Origin of the sequence: Enterobacter sp. 200527-13, from assembly GCF_027924865.1 — a bacterium.
Lineage (GTDB): Bacteria > Pseudomonadota > Gammaproteobacteria > Enterobacterales > Enterobacteriaceae > Enterobacter > Enterobacter ludwigii.
This window is the reverse complement of sequence record NZ_BSCM01000001.1, coordinates 488,919-507,677: the sequence shown is the minus strand read 5'-3', so window position 1 is coordinate 507,677 and position 18,759 is coordinate 488,919. Positions and strand designations below refer to the sequence as shown.

General features: G+C 56.2%; 19 protein-coding genes. 9 read left to right on the top strand and 10 right to left on the bottom strand.

What is annotated here, in order from left to right; genetic code table 11:
* The first annotated feature begins 64 nt into the window (after positions 1-64).
* Together rnk and yldA are read left to right on the top strand one after the other, a co-directional pair.
* Positions 65-475 (top strand): nucleoside diphosphate kinase regulator, encoded by a 411-nt coding sequence (gene rnk, locus QMG44_RS02350; RefSeq protein WP_014169101.1) that lies wholly within the window; start codon positions 65-67, stop codon positions 473-475.
* A 137-nt stretch (positions 476-612) separates the two neighbouring features.
* Complete coding sequence (yldA, locus tag QMG44_RS02345; protein ID WP_271661446.1) at positions 613-702, top strand: small membrane protein YldA; 90 nt, start codon at positions 613-615, stop codon at positions 700-702.
* A 9-nt stretch (positions 703-711) separates the two neighbouring features.
* Here yldA and QMG44_RS02340 read toward each other — a convergent pair whose 3' ends face one another.
* Positions 712-1,950: a zinc-dependent alcohol dehydrogenase gene (locus QMG44_RS02340; RefSeq protein ID WP_086532802.1), complete on the bottom strand. Its 1,239-nt coding sequence runs from the start codon at positions 1,948-1,950 to the stop codon at positions 712-714.
* 180 nt (positions 1,951-2,130) lie between these two features.
* Here QMG44_RS02340 and uspG point away from each other — a divergent pair, with 180 nt between their 5' ends.
* A complete protein-coding gene (gene uspG, locus QMG44_RS02335) occupies positions 2,131-2,559 on the top strand; it encodes a universal stress protein UspG (RefSeq protein WP_020885008.1) in 429 nt (142 codons plus the stop codon).
* 59 nt (positions 2,560-2,618) lie between these two features.
* Here the strand turns inward: uspG and ahpF are convergent, their stop codons facing one another.
* Both ahpF and ahpC read right to left on the bottom strand, forming a co-directional pair.
* On the bottom strand, positions 2,619-4,184 hold the full coding sequence (gene ahpF, locus QMG44_RS02330) for an alkyl hydroperoxide reductase subunit F (protein WP_032681429.1): 1,566 nt from the start codon (positions 4,182-4,184) through the stop codon (positions 2,619-2,621).
* Between the two features lie 175 nt (positions 4,185-4,359).
* Positions 4,360-4,923 carry an alkyl hydroperoxide reductase subunit C gene (gene ahpC, locus QMG44_RS02325; protein ID WP_008501015.1) on the bottom strand — a complete coding sequence of 188 codons (564 nt, stop codon included), beginning with the start codon at positions 4,921-4,923 and terminating at the stop codon, positions 4,360-4,362.
* Between the two features lie 639 nt (positions 4,924-5,562).
* On the opposite strand from ahpC, the gene QMG44_RS02320 reads away from it, so the two are divergent.
* Complete coding sequence (locus QMG44_RS02320; RefSeq protein WP_032677673.1) at positions 5,563-6,462, top strand: DNA-binding transcriptional repressor CitR; 900 nt, start codon at positions 5,563-5,565, stop codon at positions 6,460-6,462.
* A 154-nt stretch (positions 6,463-6,616) separates the two neighbouring features.
* On the opposite strand, the gene QMG44_RS02315 is transcribed toward QMG44_RS02320, so the two are convergent.
* Positions 6,617-7,777, bottom strand: coding sequence for a pyridoxal phosphate-dependent aminotransferase (locus tag QMG44_RS02315; RefSeq protein ID WP_086532803.1), 1,161 nt, complete (start codon positions 7,775-7,777; stop codon positions 6,617-6,619).
* A 123-nt stretch (positions 7,778-7,900) separates the two neighbouring features.
* On the opposite strand from QMG44_RS02315, the gene QMG44_RS02310 reads away from it, so the two are divergent.
* From QMG44_RS02310 to QMG44_RS02300, 3 genes are read left to right on the top strand one after another with little or no spacing between them, the layout of a single operon-like run.
* Positions 7,901-8,515 (top strand): methylthioribulose 1-phosphate dehydratase, encoded by a 615-nt coding sequence (locus tag QMG44_RS02310; RefSeq protein ID WP_086532804.1) that lies wholly within the window; start codon positions 7,901-7,903, stop codon positions 8,513-8,515.
* Entirely contained in the window at positions 8,512-9,201 is a 690-nt protein-coding gene (gene mtnC / locus QMG44_RS02305; RefSeq protein WP_032681431.1) for an acireductone synthase, read from the top strand. Before QMG44_RS02310 ends, mtnC begins: the two co-directional genes overlap by 4 nt.
* Entirely contained in the window at positions 9,198-9,740 is a 543-nt protein-coding gene (locus QMG44_RS02300) for an acireductone dioxygenase (protein ID WP_014169089.1), read from the top strand. The genes mtnC and QMG44_RS02300 overlap by 4 nt, the downstream gene beginning before the upstream one ends.
* A 40-nt stretch (positions 9,741-9,780) precedes the next feature.
* Here the strand turns inward: QMG44_RS02300 and QMG44_RS02295 are convergent, their stop codons facing one another.
* Both QMG44_RS02295 and mtnA read right to left on the bottom strand, forming a co-directional pair.
* A complete protein-coding gene (locus tag QMG44_RS02295) occupies positions 9,781-10,251 on the bottom strand; it encodes an SRPBCC family protein (protein WP_014169088.1) in 471 nt (156 codons plus the stop codon).
* Between the two features lie 43 nt (positions 10,252-10,294).
* Positions 10,295-11,311 (bottom strand): S-methyl-5-thioribose-1-phosphate isomerase, encoded by a 1,017-nt coding sequence (gene mtnA / locus QMG44_RS02290; protein ID WP_078774878.1) that lies wholly within the window; start codon positions 11,309-11,311, stop codon positions 10,295-10,297.
* Positions 11,312-11,416: 105 nt separating this feature from the next.
* Here mtnA and mtnK point away from each other — a divergent pair, with 105 nt between their 5' ends.
* Positions 11,417-12,616 carry an S-methyl-5-thioribose kinase gene (gene mtnK, locus QMG44_RS02285; protein WP_086532806.1) on the top strand — a complete coding sequence of 400 codons (1,200 nt, stop codon included), beginning with the start codon at positions 11,417-11,419 and terminating at the stop codon, positions 12,614-12,616.
* 54 nt (positions 12,617-12,670) lie between these two features.
* Here the strand turns inward: mtnK and QMG44_RS02280 are convergent, their stop codons facing one another.
* Genes QMG44_RS02280 through QMG44_RS02265 form a run of 4 tightly spaced genes read right to left on the bottom strand, consistent with a single transcriptional unit; the run spans position 12,671 to position 17,498 of the window.
* On the bottom strand, positions 12,671-13,912 hold the full coding sequence (locus QMG44_RS02280; RefSeq protein ID WP_063156274.1) for an LVIVD repeat-containing protein: 1,242 nt from the start codon (positions 13,910-13,912) through the stop codon (positions 12,671-12,673).
* Positions 13,909-14,973 (bottom strand): sugar ABC transporter substrate-binding protein, encoded by a 1,065-nt coding sequence (locus QMG44_RS02275; protein WP_020885017.1) that lies wholly within the window; start codon positions 14,971-14,973, stop codon positions 13,909-13,911. Before QMG44_RS02275 ends, QMG44_RS02280 begins: the two co-directional genes overlap by 4 nt.
* 30 nt (positions 14,974-15,003) lie before the next feature.
* Entirely contained in the window at positions 15,004-15,999 is a 996-nt protein-coding gene (locus QMG44_RS02270) for an ABC transporter permease (RefSeq protein WP_063925316.1), read from the bottom strand.
* Entirely contained in the window at positions 15,996-17,498 is a 1,503-nt protein-coding gene (locus QMG44_RS02265; protein WP_086532808.1) for a sugar ABC transporter ATP-binding protein, read from the bottom strand. The genes QMG44_RS02270 and QMG44_RS02265 overlap by 4 nt, the downstream gene beginning before the upstream one ends.
* Positions 17,499-17,658: 160 nt before the next feature.
* Between QMG44_RS02265 and QMG44_RS02260 the strand changes: the two genes are divergently transcribed.
* Positions 17,659-18,747 carry an oxidoreductase gene (locus QMG44_RS02260; protein WP_086532809.1) on the top strand — a complete coding sequence of 363 codons (1,089 nt, stop codon included), beginning with the start codon at positions 17,659-17,661 and terminating at the stop codon, positions 18,745-18,747.
* The last annotated feature ends 12 nt before the right edge of the window (positions 18,748-18,759 follow it).

The following is an 18,759-nucleotide window of genomic DNA, read 5'->3' as shown; positions in this document are numbered from 1 at the left end:
GGCGAGGGTTTTCTTTTGGATTGGTTTCTGCGTTACACGCAGCATTAACGACATGGAGTAAAAAATGTCCAGACCCACCATCATCATCAATGAGCTTGACGCAGAACGTATTGACAGACTGCTGGAAAAAGCAGAATTCGCTTCGCTTCCGGTGGCTGACGCCCTGAATGAAGAGCTTGACCGGGCGCAGATGTGCACGCCTGAATCCATGCCGCACGACGTGGTCACCATGAACAGCCGGGTTAAATTCCGTAACCTGGCCACCGGTGAAGAGCTGACCCGAACGCTGGTCTACCCGGCGCAGATGACCGACAGCAGTGCACAGCTTTCGGTCCTTGCCCCTGTGGGTGCCGCGCTTCTTGGTCTGCGTACGGGAGACACCATCAACTGGGCGTTGCCAGGCGGTGCCGCGGCGCATCTGGAAGTGCTGGAGCTGCTCTACCAGCCAGAAGCCGCGGGCGACTACCTGCGTTAACCCCATCTGAACAAACGCTCCCGCGTTGCACAGAGGATGCACCCGCATCCTCTTTCCGCAAATTCACCCGATTATCCTATATCGCCCGAAAACCCCTTAACCCACGCTTAATCTGTTTGGGTGCCGCGGGGACGGTCATGAGTGAGATAGTGGTTATCACACTTATTTTTCTCATTATTCTGGCGATCATCGTCATGGCGGTGCTTTATCTTGAGCGTCATCGGTAAGCGATAATCTCACACCACCCCACCCGGGAAAGCATTGACCAGGCCTTTCACCTGCTGTGCCGCCGCGTCAGGCGTTTCCGCCCCCGGCACCAGAATGACCTTGCGGCACTCCTCCTCCCGTTTTTCGAAAATCTTGTAGGCGCGTTCCGCATCCGCCAGCGGCAGATAGTGGGTCACAATCTCCTCCGGCGTAAGCAGCCCTTTTTCGATAAGCGGCAGCAACTCGCCCAGCCAGGCGTGGACGTGTGTCTGCCCCATCCTGAAACTCAGCCCTTTATCGAAGGCATCGCCAAACAGGAAGCCGTGAATAAACCCGGCGTAAACGCCAGGGACGCTGACAACGCCGCCGCGCCGGACAGCCGCGATACACTGACGCAGCGCTTTGCCGCTGCTGCCTTCAATTTTAAGGTTGCTGAGGATTGTTTCCGTGGTGCTGCCTTTGGCTTCGAACCCGACGGCATCAATCACCGCATCGACACCACGCTGGCCGGCAGTTTGCTCAATGATTTTTTCGGCGGCATCGTTATCATCATCAAAGTTGACAGGGATTGCGCCGTAGCGCGCCTGAGCGAATTGCAGGCGATACGGGTGATGGTCGATAACGAAGATCTGTTCCGCCCCGAGCAGTCGCGCGCAGGCAATGGTCAGCAACCCCACCGGCCCGGCGCCGAACACGGCCACGCTCGATCCTTTTTCGATCTGCGCATTTTTTGCCGCCTGCCAGGCGGTGGGTAAAATATCTGACAGGAACAGCGCTTTGTCATCGGACAACAGCGGCGGCACCTTGAACGGCCCAACGTTCCCCTTCGGTACGCGAACATATTCCGCCTGGCCTCCCGGCACGCCGCCGTAGAGATGGCTATAGCCAAACAGCGCGGCTGGCGCGGGAATCTGCTTTTTGTTCAGCGCGGCGCCCTGCCCGGCGTTGGTCGTCTCGCAGGCCGCGTATTGCTGCAGACGGCAGAAGAAACAGTCACCGCAGGCAATCACAAACGGGATAACCACGCGATCGCCCTTCTGTAAATTCTTCACCTCCCTGCCGCACTCAACGATTTCCCCCATAAATTCATGACCAAAAATATCGCCGTGTTGCACCTTCGGGATTTTGCCGCGATAGAGATGCAGATCGGACCCGCAAATCGCCGTAGCCGTAACCCGCAGAATAATATCGTCTGGCTGTTCAATGATGGGATCGGGGACATTCTCGACGCGAACATGATGTGGGCCGTGATACGTGAGTGCTTTCATGCAACCTCCGAAAGGATCCAGGACAGTGTATAAAGGGTAGCTACCCCAGAAGACTTGCCCGTGATGACGGATCTTTTGAGATTTTTCCTGGCGAGATCAAAAAGTGGCGCCGCGCTTACAGAAACCATTCATATTTTGTGGTTGAATGAATTCAGCGTTTATAAACAAGGAGAAACGGGTATGTATCAGACAATCATTATGCCGGTTGATGTTTTCGAGATGGAGCTGAGCGACAAGGCCGTACGCCACGCGGAGTTCCTGGCGCAGCAGGACGGGATCATCCATCTTTTACACGTGTTACCGGGTTCCGCCAGCCTGAGTCTGCACCGCTTTGCCGCCGATGTACGTCGCTTCGAAGAGCATCTTCAGCACGAAGCTGAAAATCGTCTACAAACCATGGTCGGGCATTTCAGCATCGACCCTTCACGTATCAAAACTCACGTCAGGTTCGGCAGCGTGCGGGATGCCGTTAATGAACTGGCCAATGAACTGAAAGCAGACGTCGTGGTGATCGGTTCCCGTAATCCTTCCATTACCACCCACCTGCTGGGCTCTAACGCGTCGAGCGTGATCCGTCACACCCACATTCCGGTGATGGTCGTCAGGTAAAAAAAAGAGGCCACCTTTCGGTGGCCTCTTGCTGTTGCAGGTGTAGTCTTGCTTTCTTTTTATGCCGTTTTGGTGCGAATCAGATAATCGAACGAGCTCAGAGACGCTTTCGCCCCTTCACCGGTGGCAATGATGATCTGTTTGTACGGAACCGTGGTGCAGTCCCCTGCCGCGAACACCCCTTTCACGCTGGTTTCGCATTTCGCATCGATAATAATTTCGCCCATCCGGTTGCGCTCAATCGCGCCGTCCAGCCAGGTGGTGTTTGGCAACAGACCAATCTGTACGAAGATCCCCGCCAGCGCCACGCTATGTACGTCACCGCTCACGCGGTCGCGGTATTCCAGACCGGTTACTTTGCTGCCGTCACCTTTCACTTCCGTGGTCTGCGCATTCAGCACGATATCGACGTTTTTCAGGCTACGCACTTTGTCCTGCAGCACCTGGTCCGCTTTCATTTCTGGGGCGAACTCCAGCAGGGTTACGTGTTCAACGATACCCGCCAGGTCAATCGCCGCTTCCACACCGGAGTTACCGCCGCCGATCACCGCCACGCGTTTACCTTTAAACAGCGGGCCGTCGCAGTGCGGGCAGTAGGTGACGCCTTTGGTGCGATACTGATCTTCACCCGGGACGTTCATGTTGCGCCATTTGGCGCCGGTGGCAATGATAATGCTGCGCGCTTTCAGCACCGCGCCGGAGGCGGTTTCAATCTGGTGTAACCCCCCTTCAACCGCGGCCGGAACCAGCTTGCTGGCGCTCTGGCTGTCGATCACATCCACTTCATAATCGCTGACGTGCGCCTTCAGTGCGCCAGCCAGTTTCTGGCCTTCGGTCTTCGGCACAGAGATGTAGTTTTCGATATCCACGGTGTCGAGCACCTGGCCACCGAAGCGTTCGCCCATCAGTCCGGTACGAATGCCTTTACGGGCGGAGTAAACCGCCGCCGCCGCGCCCGCCGGGCCGGAGCCGACAATCAGAACATCATACGCGTCACGTTTGTTCAGCGCTTCTGCCGCACGTTTTTCGGCACCCGTGTCCACTTTGGCAACGATTTCGGTCAGCGTCATACGGCCCTGGCCAAACTCCTGACCGTTCATAAAGACCGCCGGAACGCCCATGACGTTACGGTCGGTGATTTCGTTCTGGAACGTACCGCCGTCAATCGCCGTGTGCTTAATGCGCGGGTTCAGCACCGACATCAGGTTCAGCGCCTGCACCACGTCCGGGCAGTTATGGCAGGAGAGCGAGTAATAGGTTTCAAACTCAAAATCGCCGTCAATATCGCGGATCTGCTCGAGCAGCGCCTGCGCCTCTTTTGACGGATGACCACCGGTCCACAGCAGTGCCAGCACCAGCGAGGTGAATTCGTGGCCCAGTGGAGAACCGGCAAAACGCGGCCCCTGGTCAGAACCCGGATTGGTGATCAGGAAGGAGGGCTTGCGCACCGCCAGACCGTTATCTTCTTTGAAGGTCACGTTCGGTGACAGTTCGGCGATCTCTGCCAGCAGTTCCTTGATCTCTGCCGATTTAGCGCTGTCGTCCAGCGTGGCAATCAGCTCAACAGGTTTGGTCAGTTTCTCAAGGTAGGCCTTGAGCTGGGTTTTCATATTGGTGTCGAGCATTGTTCTTCCCTCTCTAAAAACGTCATCATGCAAGCTGCCTTATTCGGGCGGCCTGAATGCAACTTGCATCATGGTGCTGGAATAAAATGGGCGCGGGCGCGCCCATTACGACTGTCATTTCCGGAGCCTGTCGCGTCAGAGCAGGCGATGCTCTACGCGAAAGACGGCGGGAAACTTAGATTTTGCCAACCAGGTCTAAAGACGGTGCCAGAGTCGCTTCGCCTTCTTTCCATTTCGCCGGGCAAACTTCGCCTGGGTGAGAAGCAACGTACTGCGCCGCTTTCACTTTACGCAGCAGGTCAGAAGCATCACGGCCGATACCTTCAGCGGTAACTTCGATTGCCTGGATAATGCCCTGCGGGTCAACAACGAAGGTAGCACGGTCAGCCAGGCCTTCATCTTCACGCATGTTGTCGAAGTTACGGGTCAGGGCGCCAGTCGGGTCGCCGATCATCGCGTATTTGATTTTCGCGATGGTTTCAGAGCTGCTGTGCCATGCTTTGTGGGTGAAGTGGGTGTCGGTAGAAACAGAGTAAACGTCTACGCCCAGCTTCTGCAGTTCGTCGTAATGGTCTGCAACGTCACCCAGTTCGGTCGGGCAAACGAAGGTGAAGTCAGCCGGATAGAAGAAGAAGACGCTCCAGCGGCCTTCGGTATCTTTCTCGGTCACTTCGATGAATTCACCGTTTTTGAACGCCTGGTTTTTGAAAGGTTTAATTTTGGTATTAATCAAAGACATCTGTACTTCCTCCGTGTTTTCGTTGAGATGTAAGGTAACCAACTTTCGCCGGGTGGGCTAATGCGTTTGCTTTATCAAATCAATCAGCCATACCTAACAACCCGAACAAGACAACGTGATGAACTGAATTAACGAAAAGCCAAAAGTAAAAAGGCCGCCCTGGTGGGCGGCCCTGATACCTGAACTTTCCACAGGAACTTTCAGTGCCAGCAATTGCTGGCGTTGCGTTGCGCTCTACATACCTCATATCAAGGCCGTAACAGCGCCTTGATTACAACACCCGCACAGCGCGAGGGCAATGCACATGAGCGCCAATCGTATCTATGGCTGTGATAGGTTTCATCGAACACGGTTTATCGCGCAGGAGTGAAGACGCGCCTGCGAGGATTAATAAAAATGAATGATAATTATTTGTCTATATATAATTGAGACTATTTTAATGCAAACAGCCTCGCAGTTTTAGAGATAAAAATATCTTAATATTCATTGAAGCTCTATTTTATAAATCTGCCATCGTGATATATTAAGTCAACATACAACTCTAATTAAGTAAGTTAATTGCATGGATGGTAAATGATTAACTTCCTTCTATAGTTATCAGTGATGTGTTAACGCAACGCAGTCCACTCAGGATGAAACATGGCTAATCTCTACGATCTAAAAAAATTTGATCTTAATCTGCTGGTAATTTTCGAGTGTATTTATCAGCACTTAAGCATCAGCAAGGCAGCAGAAACGCTCTATATTACGCCCTCGGCGGTCAGCCAGTCGCTGCAAAGGTTGCGTAATCAGCTCAACGATCCCCTGTTCATTCGTTCCGGGAAAGGGATTACGCCCACCACGGTAGGCGTGAACCTGCACCATCATCTTGAGCAAAACCTCAACCAGCTTGAGCAGACGATTAACATCATGCATGGCTCAACGCTAAAAAAGAATTTTGTGGTGTACAGCCCGCAAATCCTGACCACCGAAAACCTGCTGGGTCCGCTTAAATTATTGATGCGAGAGCACAATTACGAGATTGAACTGCATGACATGCTGCTCTCTGCTGACTCCGCAGAGGATCTACTGGCATACCGTAAGGCAGACTTAATTTTCTCAATGGCCCCGGTTAGTAACCGTTCAATGATTTGTGTGCCATATGCATCCTATTCCGTCCTGCTGGTCTGCAGCCAGGATCATCCGCGGATGAAAGAGGTGGCCACCATGGAAGAGCTTCAGGAAGAGAAGTTTACGATATTCCTCAGTGATGAGCCGGGCGTTAAAACCTATCAATCGATGGCAGAAAAAGTGCATGCGGAAAAGACAATCGGTTTTCGCTGTGACTCTGTATTTACTATTATTTCGATGATAAGTGCCTCTCATTTAATTGGTTACGTACCCGAAATTTTATTTGATAAATACAGTGAAGTGCTAAGACTCAAAAAAATCACTGCACCGTTCACCCTTCCCTCGCTTGACATTTTTATGATTTATAATCGTTCGGCATTGAACAGTACGGCATTCGCGAAATTTATTAACGAAGTAACAGAAAAATAACAGCGACGGGCTGTGTCGCTCACAGCCCGTTCTCTTTGTTAATACATAATCCTGACTTATATTTTATAACGCGCTTTCGCGTTATTTTGACTGATATTACTCTCACTTATTATAGGCAGACCGCCGTTATTCTAACGCGAGAGGGATGACACGCTCAGAGTGTATTCAGCCGCTCCGCCGCCGCGAGAAGCGTCGATTCCTGTTTCGCAAAACAGAGCCGGATCAGCTTATGCGGGAACGGGTCGGCGCAAAATACGGACAGCGGAATGGCAGCAACGCCCACCTCTTTTGTCAGCCACTGGCAAAAACTCACGTCATCCCGCTCCGAAATCGCGCTGTAGTCCGCCAGCAGGAAGTAGGTCCCTTCGCAGGGTAAAATCTCCAGACGGCTCTGGCTTAGCGCATTCACAAACAGATCCCGACGCTGACGGTAGAATGCCGGCAGGTCGCGGTAGTGCTCCGGTTCGGCGCGCAGCATATCAGCCAGGGCCAGCTGGGCCGGCGTATTTACGGCAAACGTCAGGTACTGATGCACTTTACGCAGCTCAGCGCTGATGGCCGCGGGAGCCACGCAGTACCCCACCTTCCAGCCGGTCATATGATAGGTTTTACCAAATGACGATACCGCCACGGCACGCTCGCGAAGCTGCGGATGGGCCAGCACGCTGGCATGCCCTTCCTGCGCAAAACAGATGTGCTCATACACTTCATCGCTCAGCACGTAAATTTCACGCCCGGCAATCGCCTGCCACAGCTTTGCGAAATCGGTTTTCTGCCATGCGGTCGCCGACGGGTTGTGTGGGGTATTGATAATAACCAGACGGGTTTTGTCGCTCAGCAAGGCAGCAAACGCCTGCCAGTCCGGACGGAAATGCGGTGGCTGTAGCGCGATACGTTTCACCACGCCGCCGGAGAGTTCAACCGCCGGCGCGTAGCTGTCATAACTCGGGTCAAAGCAGATCACCTCATCACCCGTGCGCACCAGCGCGGTAATTGCGGCATACAACGCTTCGGTCGCCCCTGCCGTCACCGTGATGTCGCTGGTAGCGTCTGGCTTATAGCCATACAGCTCAGCCGTTTTGTCTGCTATGGCGTCCCGCAGTGCCTGCACGCCCGTCATCGGTGCATACTGGTTCGCCCCCTGCGCAACGTGGTACGCCAGACGTTCCTGCAAATAACGCGGGCCATCAAAATCCGGGAACCCTTGCGAGAGATTAATGGCGTTGTGCTGCTGGGCCAGTGCGCTCATTTGCGTAAAGATGGTGGTGCCAAGACTGGGAAGTTTACTCTGAGGAATCAATGCGTTATTGCTCATTGTGTTGTGCCTGCATGTAATACTTATGTTGCTGACACTATAACACGATGTTAGTCTTTGGCAATCAAGACGCTTAGACGTCTAAACAATATGAATATTCCTGACCGAGAGGGAAAAAGGAAGATGACCGACAACCTGCAACTCACACACCTGGTCGACGCCTGCCGCTGGATCGGCGCCAAAGGCTGGGCCCCCGCGACCGGCGGCAACATGTCCGTGCGTCAGGATGCGCATCTGTGCTGGCTCAGTGAATCCGGCAAAGATAAAGGCAGCCTGACCACCGACGATTTTCTGCAGGTGGAGATTGCGACCAACCGTGCACCCTCTGGCCGCACGCCGTCGGCTGAAACCGGGCTTCACACGCTCATCTATCGTCTGTTTCCCGAAGCCAACGCGGTTCTGCACGTCCATACCGTCAATGCCACGGTCTTGTCGCGGCTGGTCAAAGAGCCTGAGCTGAATATCACCGGCTTTGAGATGCAAAAATCCCTCTCCGGGCAGAGTACGCATCTGGATACGGTCGCCATCCCGGTGTTTGATAACGACCAGGATATCGACGCCCTCGCCGCGCGCATTGCCGAATACGCTCAGGCGCACCCGTTTAATTATGGTTTTCTTCTGCGCGGTCATGGCTTAACCTGCTGGGGACGCGATGTGGCCGAGGCCCGCCGTCATCTGGAAGGACTGGAATTCTTATTTGAATGCGAAATGCGTTTACGACACTGGGAGAGAGTATGATTCGCGCGATTGTGACGGATATTGAAGGGACCACCAGCGATATCCGTTTTGTCCATGATGTTTTGTTCCCCTACGCGCGTGAGCGTCTGGCGGCCTTTGTGTCCGCGCAGCAGTACGCCGAGCCGGTCAAATCGATTCTGGACAACCTGCGTGATGAAATTAACCACCCGCACGCCAGCGTAAGCGACCTTATCGACACACTTTTTACGTTTATGGATGAAGACCGCAAGTCAACCGCGTTAAAGGCGCTGCAGGGGATCATCTGGCACGACGGCTACGTTAACGGCGATTTTACCGGCCACCTCTACCCGGACGTCCTGCCTGCGCTGGAAAAATGGAAAGCGCAGGGTATTGATCTCTATGTTTATTCCTCAGGCTCCGTCGCGGCGCAGAAACTGTTATTTGGCTACAGCGACGAAGGTGATATTACTCATCTGTTCAGCGGCTATTTTGATACCCACATCGGTGCCAAGCGCGACGTCCAGTCTTACCAGAACATTGCGGCACAAACGGGTATCCCCCCGTCGCAGATCCTGTTCCTGTCGGATATACATCAGGAGCTGGACGCCGCTGAGCAGGCAGGTTTTCGCACCCTGCAGCTGATTCGCGGCGATGATGACGGTGCAAGCCATCACCATCAGGTACACCAGTTCGACGAGATTAACCCGGAGCAGATCCCTTCATGAGCGCATTGACCATTTATTCCGATAAAGACCCCAGTCAACCTCGCTGGCACAGCACCGACGCTGCCGACATCGCCCAACAGCTCAACGCCAGAGGGGTGCGTTTTGAACGCTGGGCCGCAGACCGCGACTTAGGCCGCGATCCTGCCCCCGATGCGGTTATCGCGGCTTATCAGCATGCGATCGACACGTTAGTGGCAGAGAAAGGTTATCAGAGCTGGGACGTCATCAGCCTGCGTGCCGACAACCCTCAAAAAGAGGCGCTGCGCGCAAAGTTCCTGAACGAGCATACCCACGGGGAAGATGAAGTGCGTTTCTTTGTTGAGGGTGCGGGGCTGTTTTGCCTGCACATTGGCGACGAGGTGTGTCAGGTATTGTGTGAGAAAAACGACCTGATTTCCGTGCCTGCCGGAACGCCGCACTGGTTTGATATGGGCTCAGAGCCGAACTTTACCGCCATTCGTATTTTTGATAACCCCGAGGGGTGGATTGCGCAGTTCACCGGCGATGCGATTGCGGATGCGTATCCGCGTCTGGCATGATTTTTCCCCTCTCCCTCCAGGGAGAGGGGGCGAAAAAACGTCAGTGTTTCAACCCCTTCGTATATGCCACCAGCTGGTCCAGCACAATCCCCCACCCTTCGTGGAAGCCCATCTGTTCATGCTGCTCGCGGATTTCCGCCGTTGGGTGGCGAGCAATGGCGGTATAACGCGTTTTGCCCTCCCCCACATCATCCAGCAGTAGAATGGCCGTCATAAACGGCTTTTCGGCGGGCTTCCAGCCTTCCGTATAACCGTCGGTAAAGACCAGCTTCCTGCCGGGATCGATTTCGAGAAACACACCCCGGTTATCCATCCGTTGCCCGTCTACCTCAAACACCGTGTTAAACCGCCCGCCAACGCGCAGGTCGAGGTCACACTCGGTCACTTTGTGCGGAACCGGAATGAAGAAGTTTTTGATGTGCTCGGGTGTCGTCCAGCAGAGCCACAGCAGATCGCGCGGGGCATCCACCACGCGTTCCAGTTTTAAGTCTGTATCAGGATCAAGCGTCACGTGACTGTCCTCCTAAAGGGAACCCCTTAAAGGATAGTCGTCCTCAGGCGAATTTCCCTTTTGCCACCTCTTCCGGCGTGACGATGCCCGTATCCAGCACCCAACCGCTTATCAATGTCGCTGGCGTGACGTCAAAGGCCGGGTTGTAGACCTGCGCGTTTTCAGGAGCCCACTGCACCGCGCCAAAGCTCCCGGCCACGCCCGTCACTTCGCTGGCCGCACGTTGTTCAATGGGGATTGCCTCACCGTTCGGGCACGCCGGGTCAAGCGTGGTATGCGGGGCAGCGACATAGAACGGTATACCGTGGAACGTTGCCAAAACTGCCAGAGAATAGGTGCCAATTTTATTCGCCACGTCGCCGTTGGCCGCAATACGGTCTGCGCCCACCCACACCGCGTCAACCAGCCCTTTTGCCATCAGGCTGGCGGCCATGGAATCGGCGATCAGCTGGTACGGCACGCCCAGCTCGCCGAGTTCCCATGCGGTCAGTCTTCCGCCCTGCAACAGGGGGCGGGTTTCATCCACCCAGACAGAGCTGACGCGTCCTTCCTGATGCGCGCGGGCAATCACGCCGAGCGCGGTGCCAACCCCTGCCGTCGCCAGCCCGCCGGTATTGCAGTGGGTCAACAGACGGCTGCCGGGTTTCACCAGCGTACTGCCGGCATTCGCGATGGCCTCGCACAGCTGCTTGTCTTCATCAATCAGACGCAGCGCTTCCGCCACCAGCGCAGGCACAAAATCCTCCTGCCAGAGAGCCAGCTTCATGCGGTCGAGGTTGTTCATCAGGTTCACCGCCGTCGGGCGGGATGCCCGCAGGGTCTCCAGGGCCACAGCCAGTTCATCACGGCTTTTGCCGTTTTCCGCCAGAAGGGCCAGCAGCAGGCTTGCAGAGAGACCAATCAGCGGTGCCCCGCGTACGCGCAGGGCGTGAATATGGCCGACCAGCGCCTCTACCGTCGAGGCGTCAAGCCAGCGTTTCTCCTGAGGAAGCGCCTGCTGATCGAGAATAAATAACTGATTCTCCGCCACTCGCAGGCTGGTCGTCTGTAATGTCTGCATGTCGTTAATTCCCTGTTGCGTTGTTGTAGCACATTGTGTCAGGATGAAATCCAGATGTATAGACGTCTAAATGTCTTTATTAGCTAAACCAGTGAGGAACAGGCAATGTCGCAATACCGTACCTTTACCGCCCAGGATGCCGTGGAGTATGCAAAGCAGTTCGGCGGCCTTGATGATCCCTCATCGCTGGTGGAGGCGCAGGAAGTGGGCGACGGTAACCTCAATCTGGTGTTCAAAATTTTCGATACCGAGGGTGTAAGCCGCATCGTTGTTAAGCAGGCGCTGCCGTATGTGCGCTGCGTCGGCGAATCCTGGCCACTGACCCTGGATCGCGCCCGCCTGGAGGCGCAAACGCTGATCGAACACTACCAGCACAGCCCGCAGCACACGGTGAAAATCCACCACTTCGACCCCGAACTGGCGGTGATGGTGATGGAAGATCTCTCCAGCCATGCCATCTGGCGCGGGGAGCTGATCAAAAATACCTACTACCCGCAGGCGGCGCGTCAGCTGGGTGAATACCTCGCGCACACGCTGTTCCATACCAGCGACTTTTACCTGCACCCGCATGACAAGAAAGCGCAGGTCGCGAAATTCCTTAATCCGGAGATGTGCGAGATCACCGAAGATCTGTTCTTCAACGATCCGTACCAGGTCCACGAACGTAACAACTACCCTGCTGAACTGGAAAAAGACGTTGCCGCCCTGCGCGATGACGCTCAGTTAAAAATTGCCGTGGCCTCGCTGAAGCACCGCTTCTTCTCACACGCTGAAGCCCTGTTGCATGGCGATATTCACAGCGGCTCGATTTTCGTGGCAGACGGCAGTCTGAAAGCCATCGACGCAGAGTTCGGCTACTTCGGCCCCATCGGTTTTGACGTCGGCACCGCCATCGGCAACCTGCTGCTCAATTTCTGCGGCCTGCCGGGGCATCTCGGTATTCGCGATGCCGCCGCGGCCCGTGAACAGCGTCTGACCGACATTCAGACGCTGTGGAACACCTTCGCGGAGCGCTTCCAGATCCTGGCCAGTGAGAAAACGCGCGATGCGGCACTTGCTGCCCCGGGCTACGCCTCTGAATTCCTGAAAAAGGTTTGGAAAGACGCGATCGGATTCTGCGGCACGGAGCTGATTCGCCGCAGTGTCGGTCTGTCGCACGTGGCGGATATCGAGACCATTCAGGATGAAGCAATGCGCCACGAATGCCTGCGCCACGCGATTACGCTTGGCAAGGCGCTGATTGTGATTTCCGACCGTATCAACACCGCTGAAGATCTGGTGGCGCGGGTGCGTCAGTACAGTTAAACGCCTCGGCCCTCTCCCGATGAAGAGGGCCGTCAGAAAGACACCAGCGCGCCGTTACCCCAGATACTCAATCACCGACAATCCACCGTTATAATCCGTGCTGTAGATAATGCCCTGCGCATCGACAAACACATCGCATGACTGGATCACCTGCGGTCGATTCGGCCGCGTATCCATCATCCTCTCAGGCGCCGCCGGCACCAGCGCACCGGTTTCAACCGGACGGTAAGGATTGGAAATATCAAACGCGCGCACACCCGCATTCTGCCAGGTCGCAAAAATCAGCGTAGAGCTGACAAAGCTTCCCGGCCGGTTCTCGTGCAGGTTGTGTGGACCAAAATGCGCCCCTTTCGCCACATAATCCCGCTCCTGCGGCTGCGGGAATGTGGAAATACTTACCGGGTTCGACGGCTCGCGAATATCAAACAGCCAGATGAACTTCTCACCGTCCTCCTGGTTATCCAGTACCGCTTCATCCAGCACCACCAGCAGGTCACGATCCGGCAATGGCAGCGCGGTGTGCGTGCCACCTCCAAACGGCGGGCTCCAGTTGCGATGGCTAATCAGCTTCGGCTGCGTGCGATCCTTCACGTCCAGCAGCGTCAGTCCCCCGTCGCGCCAGCTCCCGTAAGCGGTATCCCCGGCGATAATCGCGTGGTGCAGCGCGTAGCGTTTGCCTTCCGGCCAATTGGGTTGCTCACCGTCGGCCTGGTTCATCCCCGGCAGCCACCAGCGCCCGGCCACCTCAGGCTTTTGCGGGTCGGTCAGATCGATCGTCAGGAAAATATAGTCGGTAAAGCCGTCGATCAGCGCCGAAACATACGCCCAGCGCCCGCCGACGTACCAGATACGGTGAATGCCGATGCCGCTCAGGGATAAAAAGCCGATCTCACGCGGTTTGTCAGGGGTGGAGATATCAAACACCCGCAACCCGGCGCTCCAGCCCTTGTCCTGCACGTCGCGTACGGTTTCCCCTACCTGACGGGTGTAGTAGACCTTTTCGTCAGCGAAACGGGCATCCGCGAACAAGTCTCGCGCATTAATGACCAGCAGGAGATCGTCGTGCGCCTGGAGATGAACGTTCCAGGTGCCGGGCGGCGCGGGCATATAGCCTGCCGGTTTGGGATGTTTAGGGTCGCGCACGTCCACAATGGAAAAGCCCTGTGAGACCATATGCCCGATGTACGCGAAACCGCGATGCACCATCAGCTGCACGCCGTCCGGGCGACCGCCCTGGTCGCTATGGCCAATCAGCCGCATATTGCGGCTGTATTCAGGCGTGGGAAGCACACTCATTGATGTTTCGCTTCAAGCGTCGCAAACCACGGGGCGATAAAATCTTCGGTCTGACCCCAGCCTGGAATGATTTTCCCCAGCGACGCCACGTTCACCGCGCCTGGCTGTGCGGTCAGCAGCGCCTGCGGGATCGCCGCCGCTTTGAAATCATACGTGGCGGGTGTGGTTTCACCGGCAATCTTGTTGGCAATCAGACGTACGTTGGTTGCACCAATCAGCTTCGGATCCACCGCCACGCTCACTTTCCACGGGCTACCTGGCTCGCGCATCAGCTGAAGATCCTGGTTTGAGATATCGATGCTGTAGAGTTTGATTTCGGTGCGGCCGTTCTCTTTCAGGGCTTTGTAGGCCCCCTGGCTGAAGGCATCCCAGGTTCCCCAGATGGCGTCAATTTTGCCTTTCGGGTATTTCGCCAGAATAGCGCCCACTTTATTCGCGGTATCTCCCTGCACGTCAGACGAAACGGCACCGATAGACTCCAGCTCTTTAATGTCCGGATACTGCTTCTGCAGCGCTTTATAGGCTGCCTGACGACGTTCCATCGGCGGGAAACCGGCAACCCACAGCTTCACGATGTTGGCTTTGCCGTTGAAATCTTTTGCCAGCTGGCCGAAAGAGAGATGGGTAAGGGAAGCATCATCCTGCTGGGTCACGGTCACCCCGGGAATGTCGCCCTGAACGGCGGTATCAAACACCGACACTTTAATACCGGCATCGACGGCTTTTTTCACCAGCGCGGTCGCATAGGGGTCGCGCCCCTGAGAGAGGATAATCCCGTCATATTTCTGGCTGATCGCCTGATTGACGAAGTCCTGGAATTTGGCATCGTCGCCATTGCTCAAAAAGGTGCTGACCTTAAAGCCGAGCTTTTTGCCTTCCTGAATGGCACCGGCGACAAACTGCGTGGTGTTGTCGTCAGAGCCGAGGTTACGGATCACCGCAATGCGGATAGGGCCGTCATGATTTGCAATGGCGGGCGGAAGCGGTGCGGGGGTTGCCGCAAGGCCTGGCAGCGACGTCAGTAACCCTAATGCCACCAGAGAGAGGGTGATTTTTTTCATTCTGTTTTCCCGTTGTGTTGTGATCAATCGTTAGCGTTTTTGTATGTAGGTAATCGCCAGCGCCACGGCGAGCACCAGCCCTTTTATAATGTCCATCGCGTAATAGGGTACGGAAAGCATCACCAGACCGTTCGACAGCACGCCAAGAATGACTGCCCCGACGAGCGTACCCAGCGCGTTCGGTTTTCCGGACCCGGCGAGCGAGAAGCCAATCCACGCCGCCGCAACCGCATCCATCAGATAGCCACCGCCCGCATTCACCTGTGACGAGCCAATCCGCGAGGCCAGTAAAATGCCGCCTAGTCCGGCGAGCAGAGAGGCAATCACGTAGGCCGCCACCTTGTAGCGCGTGGTGCGAATACCGGAGAGACGTGCCGCCTCCGGATTACCGCCGATGGCATACATGCGTCGTCCGTGGGTGGTCAGTGACAGCCCCAGCTGTGCGAGGATCGTCACCACCAGCATGATGATCACGATAGTCGGCACCTGTCCCAGCAGGCTGAATGCCGCCGGAATGGTCCCTTCAGCCATGTCGCCGCTCGGCAGCACCATGTTTTCGGTAATTGACCCGCCGTAGCTGTAGGTCATCGCCACGCCCTGGATAACAAACAGGCTGGCAAGCGTGGCAAGCATGTCCGGGATCCGCAGGATGACAATCAGAAACGCGTTAAACAGGCCAACCAGGGTACAGAGCGCCAGGGTAATCAGTATCGATTCGGTGGTGCCGAAGCCGTACCAGACGAACAGTGACACCACCAGCGCGTTAGCCAGCGATGCCGTTGAACCAACCGACAGGTCAAACCCGCCGATGGTCAGCGAAATTGACACCCCGATAGCAATCACCGTCACGATGGCAATGGAGCGCAGGATATTGATAATGTTGTTCGGATCGAGGAAGTTGTCCGACGCCAGGCCAAAGATGACCACCAGCGCCACCACGGTCAGCAACATGCCCCACTTGTAGAGAAAATCAAAAATTTGCTGACGGCCAGACGCCGCCGCCGTTACTGAAAGGGCCTTGCTCACGACGCCGTTCCTCCGGTTGAATAATAAAGTAGTGTCTCTTCGTGGGCCTCGGCCCCGGCGATTTCCGCCACGATACGTCCGTCCCACAGCACGCAAATGCGATCGCACAGCCCCACCAGTTCAGCGAATTCACCGGAGGCGTAAATCACCCCTTTGCCCTCGCGCGCCAGGCCGTCAATTAACTGGAACAGATCGGTTTTCGCTTTGACATCGACGCCTTTGGTCGGCTCATCGAAAATCAACACGCTGGCGTCGTTGCGCAGCCACTTGCCGATGGCAATCTTCTGCTGGTTGCCCCCCGACAGACGATGCAGCACCTGCCCCGGCCCACGCGCACGCACGCCGACGCGGGCAATCACCTCTTCCGCCCAGCGCCACGCCTGACGGTGGCCGAACAGGCTCCAGCGCGAGAAGCTGTTATCCGCGGTGACCGCCAGGTTCATGCTCACCGGTTCATCAATAAAAATGCCCTCTTTGCGCCGTTCCTCCGGTACCAGCGCCAGACCGCGCAATACCGAATCCGCCGGATCGCGCGGCTGCCAGGGCTGATGATTTAGCTCACCACGCGCTACACGGCTTTTGCTGGCCCCAAACAGCGCCTTGCAGAGTTCCGTTTTGCCCGCTCCCGCCAGCCCGGCAATGCCCAGGATTTCGCCTTTTCGCAGGTGCAGGGAGATATCTTTCAACAGCGCGTCATCGTGCAGCCCTTCCACGCGCAGTAACGTCTCGTCGCTGTGCGCAGGACGGGCCGGCGGATAGATATCGTTAAGCTCATGACCAAGCATCTTCTCAACGATTGCGTCACCGCTGAGGTTCGCCATCGGGCCGGATTCAATCAGCTTGCCGTCGCGCAGCACGGTTAAGGTGTCGCAAATAGCGTTCAGTTCGTGAATACGGTGAGAGATAAACACCACGCCAATCCCCTGCTTTTGCAGACGTCTCACTACGGCGAAAAGCCGTTCGCTTTCATGGCTATCCAGCGGCGCGGTCGGTTCATCCAGAATCAGAAAACGGCAGTGGTGTGAGAGCGCCCGCGCCAGCAAAATCTGCTGCTTTTCTGCCAGCGTGCAGGTGTCGACGATGCGTCGCACATCCAGAGCGATACCCAGTTGCGCCAGCGCCTGTTTCGCCTGCTGGCGGATTGCGCGCCAGCGATAGCGATGCCCCGGCTGTGCAAGCTGATCGAGCATGATGTTTTCGGCAATGCTCAGCCCTGGTATCAGCGCGACGTCCACTTCCTGCTGCACCAGATGGATACCCAGCCGTTTGGCATCAAGCGGCTCGCGGATCGTCACCGGCTGGTTATTAATGCAGATCTCACCTTCGTAGCGATCGTAAGTGCCGCACAGCACCGCCATCAGCGTCGATTTCCCCGCGCCGTTTGCGCCGGTCAGCGCATGCACGGAGCCGCCCATTAACGTCAAATCCACGCGCGACAACGCCTGAAAGCCGGAAAAGGCCAGGCTGATACCGCGCATCTCAAGGCGACTGGAAACCATCCGCGTTAAATCCTTCTTTCATATTGTGATTTATCGAATTTTTCACAGCTCCGGTTGACTGACAACGACGGAAAAGGCATAAGATAAAGCGAAATATTATTAGCCATCCGGATGTCCAGACATAACATCGGGTTAGCGCTTGCTAAAAAAAGGACAACACATGAGCAACACCGATATCCGCGTCGTGCCAGGCCCGGCGAACTATTTCTCGCATCCGGGAAGCCTTGCGCACCTGAATGAATTCTTTACGCCGGAACAGCTCTCCCGCGCGGTGTGGATTTATGGCGAACGCGCCATTGAAGGCGCGCGCCCTTTCCTGCCGGAAAGCTTTCACACACCGGGGGCGAAACATTTGCTCTTTAAAGGGCACTGCAGCGAACGTGACGTCACCGATCTGGTGACGTCGTCTGGCAATAACGCCAGCGTGGTGATTGGTGTCGGCGGTGGCGCACTGCTTGATACCGCCAAAGCGGTGGCGCGCCGTCTCGGCGTGCCGGTGGTGGCTATTCCCACCATCGCCGCCACCTGCGCCGCCTGGACGCCGCTCTCCGTCTGGTATAACGATGCCGGTCAGGCGCTGCAGTTTGAGGTGTTCGACGATGCTAACTTCCTGGTGCTGGTGGAACCGCACATTATCCTCAAAGCCCCAGCGGAGTACCTGCTGGCAGGCATCGGCGATACGCTGGCGAAGTGGTATGAAGCGGTGGTCCTGGCCCCTCAACCCGAACACCTGCCTCTGACCGTTCGTCTGGGGATCAACGGCGCGCTGGCGATCCGCGACGTGCTGCTTTCCCGTAGCGAAGAGGCGCTGGCCGACCAGCAGCGTGGCGAAGCGACGCAGGCGTTCAGGGATGTTGTGGATGCCATTATTGCCGGTGGCGGAATGGTGGGCGGTCTGGGCGAGCGCTATACCCGCGTGGCGGCCGCGCATGCGGTGCACAACGGTTTAACCGTTTTGCCGCAAACGGAAAAATACCTGCACGGTACCAAAGTGGCCTATGGCATCCTGGTGCAAAGTGCGCTGCTCGGCCAGGATGACGTGCTGGCCGAGCTGGTGGCGGCCTATCAGCGCTTTACCCTGCCCACCACGCTTCGCGAACTGGAGGTGGATATCAACAACCGCGACGAGCTGGACAAGGTCATTGCCCATACGCTGCGCCCGGTGGAATCTATCCACTATTTGCCGGTCGCGCTCACCCCTGAGGTTCTGCGCGCCGCGTTTGAGAAAGTGGAATCCTTCAGCCGTTAATCGTTCCGACCG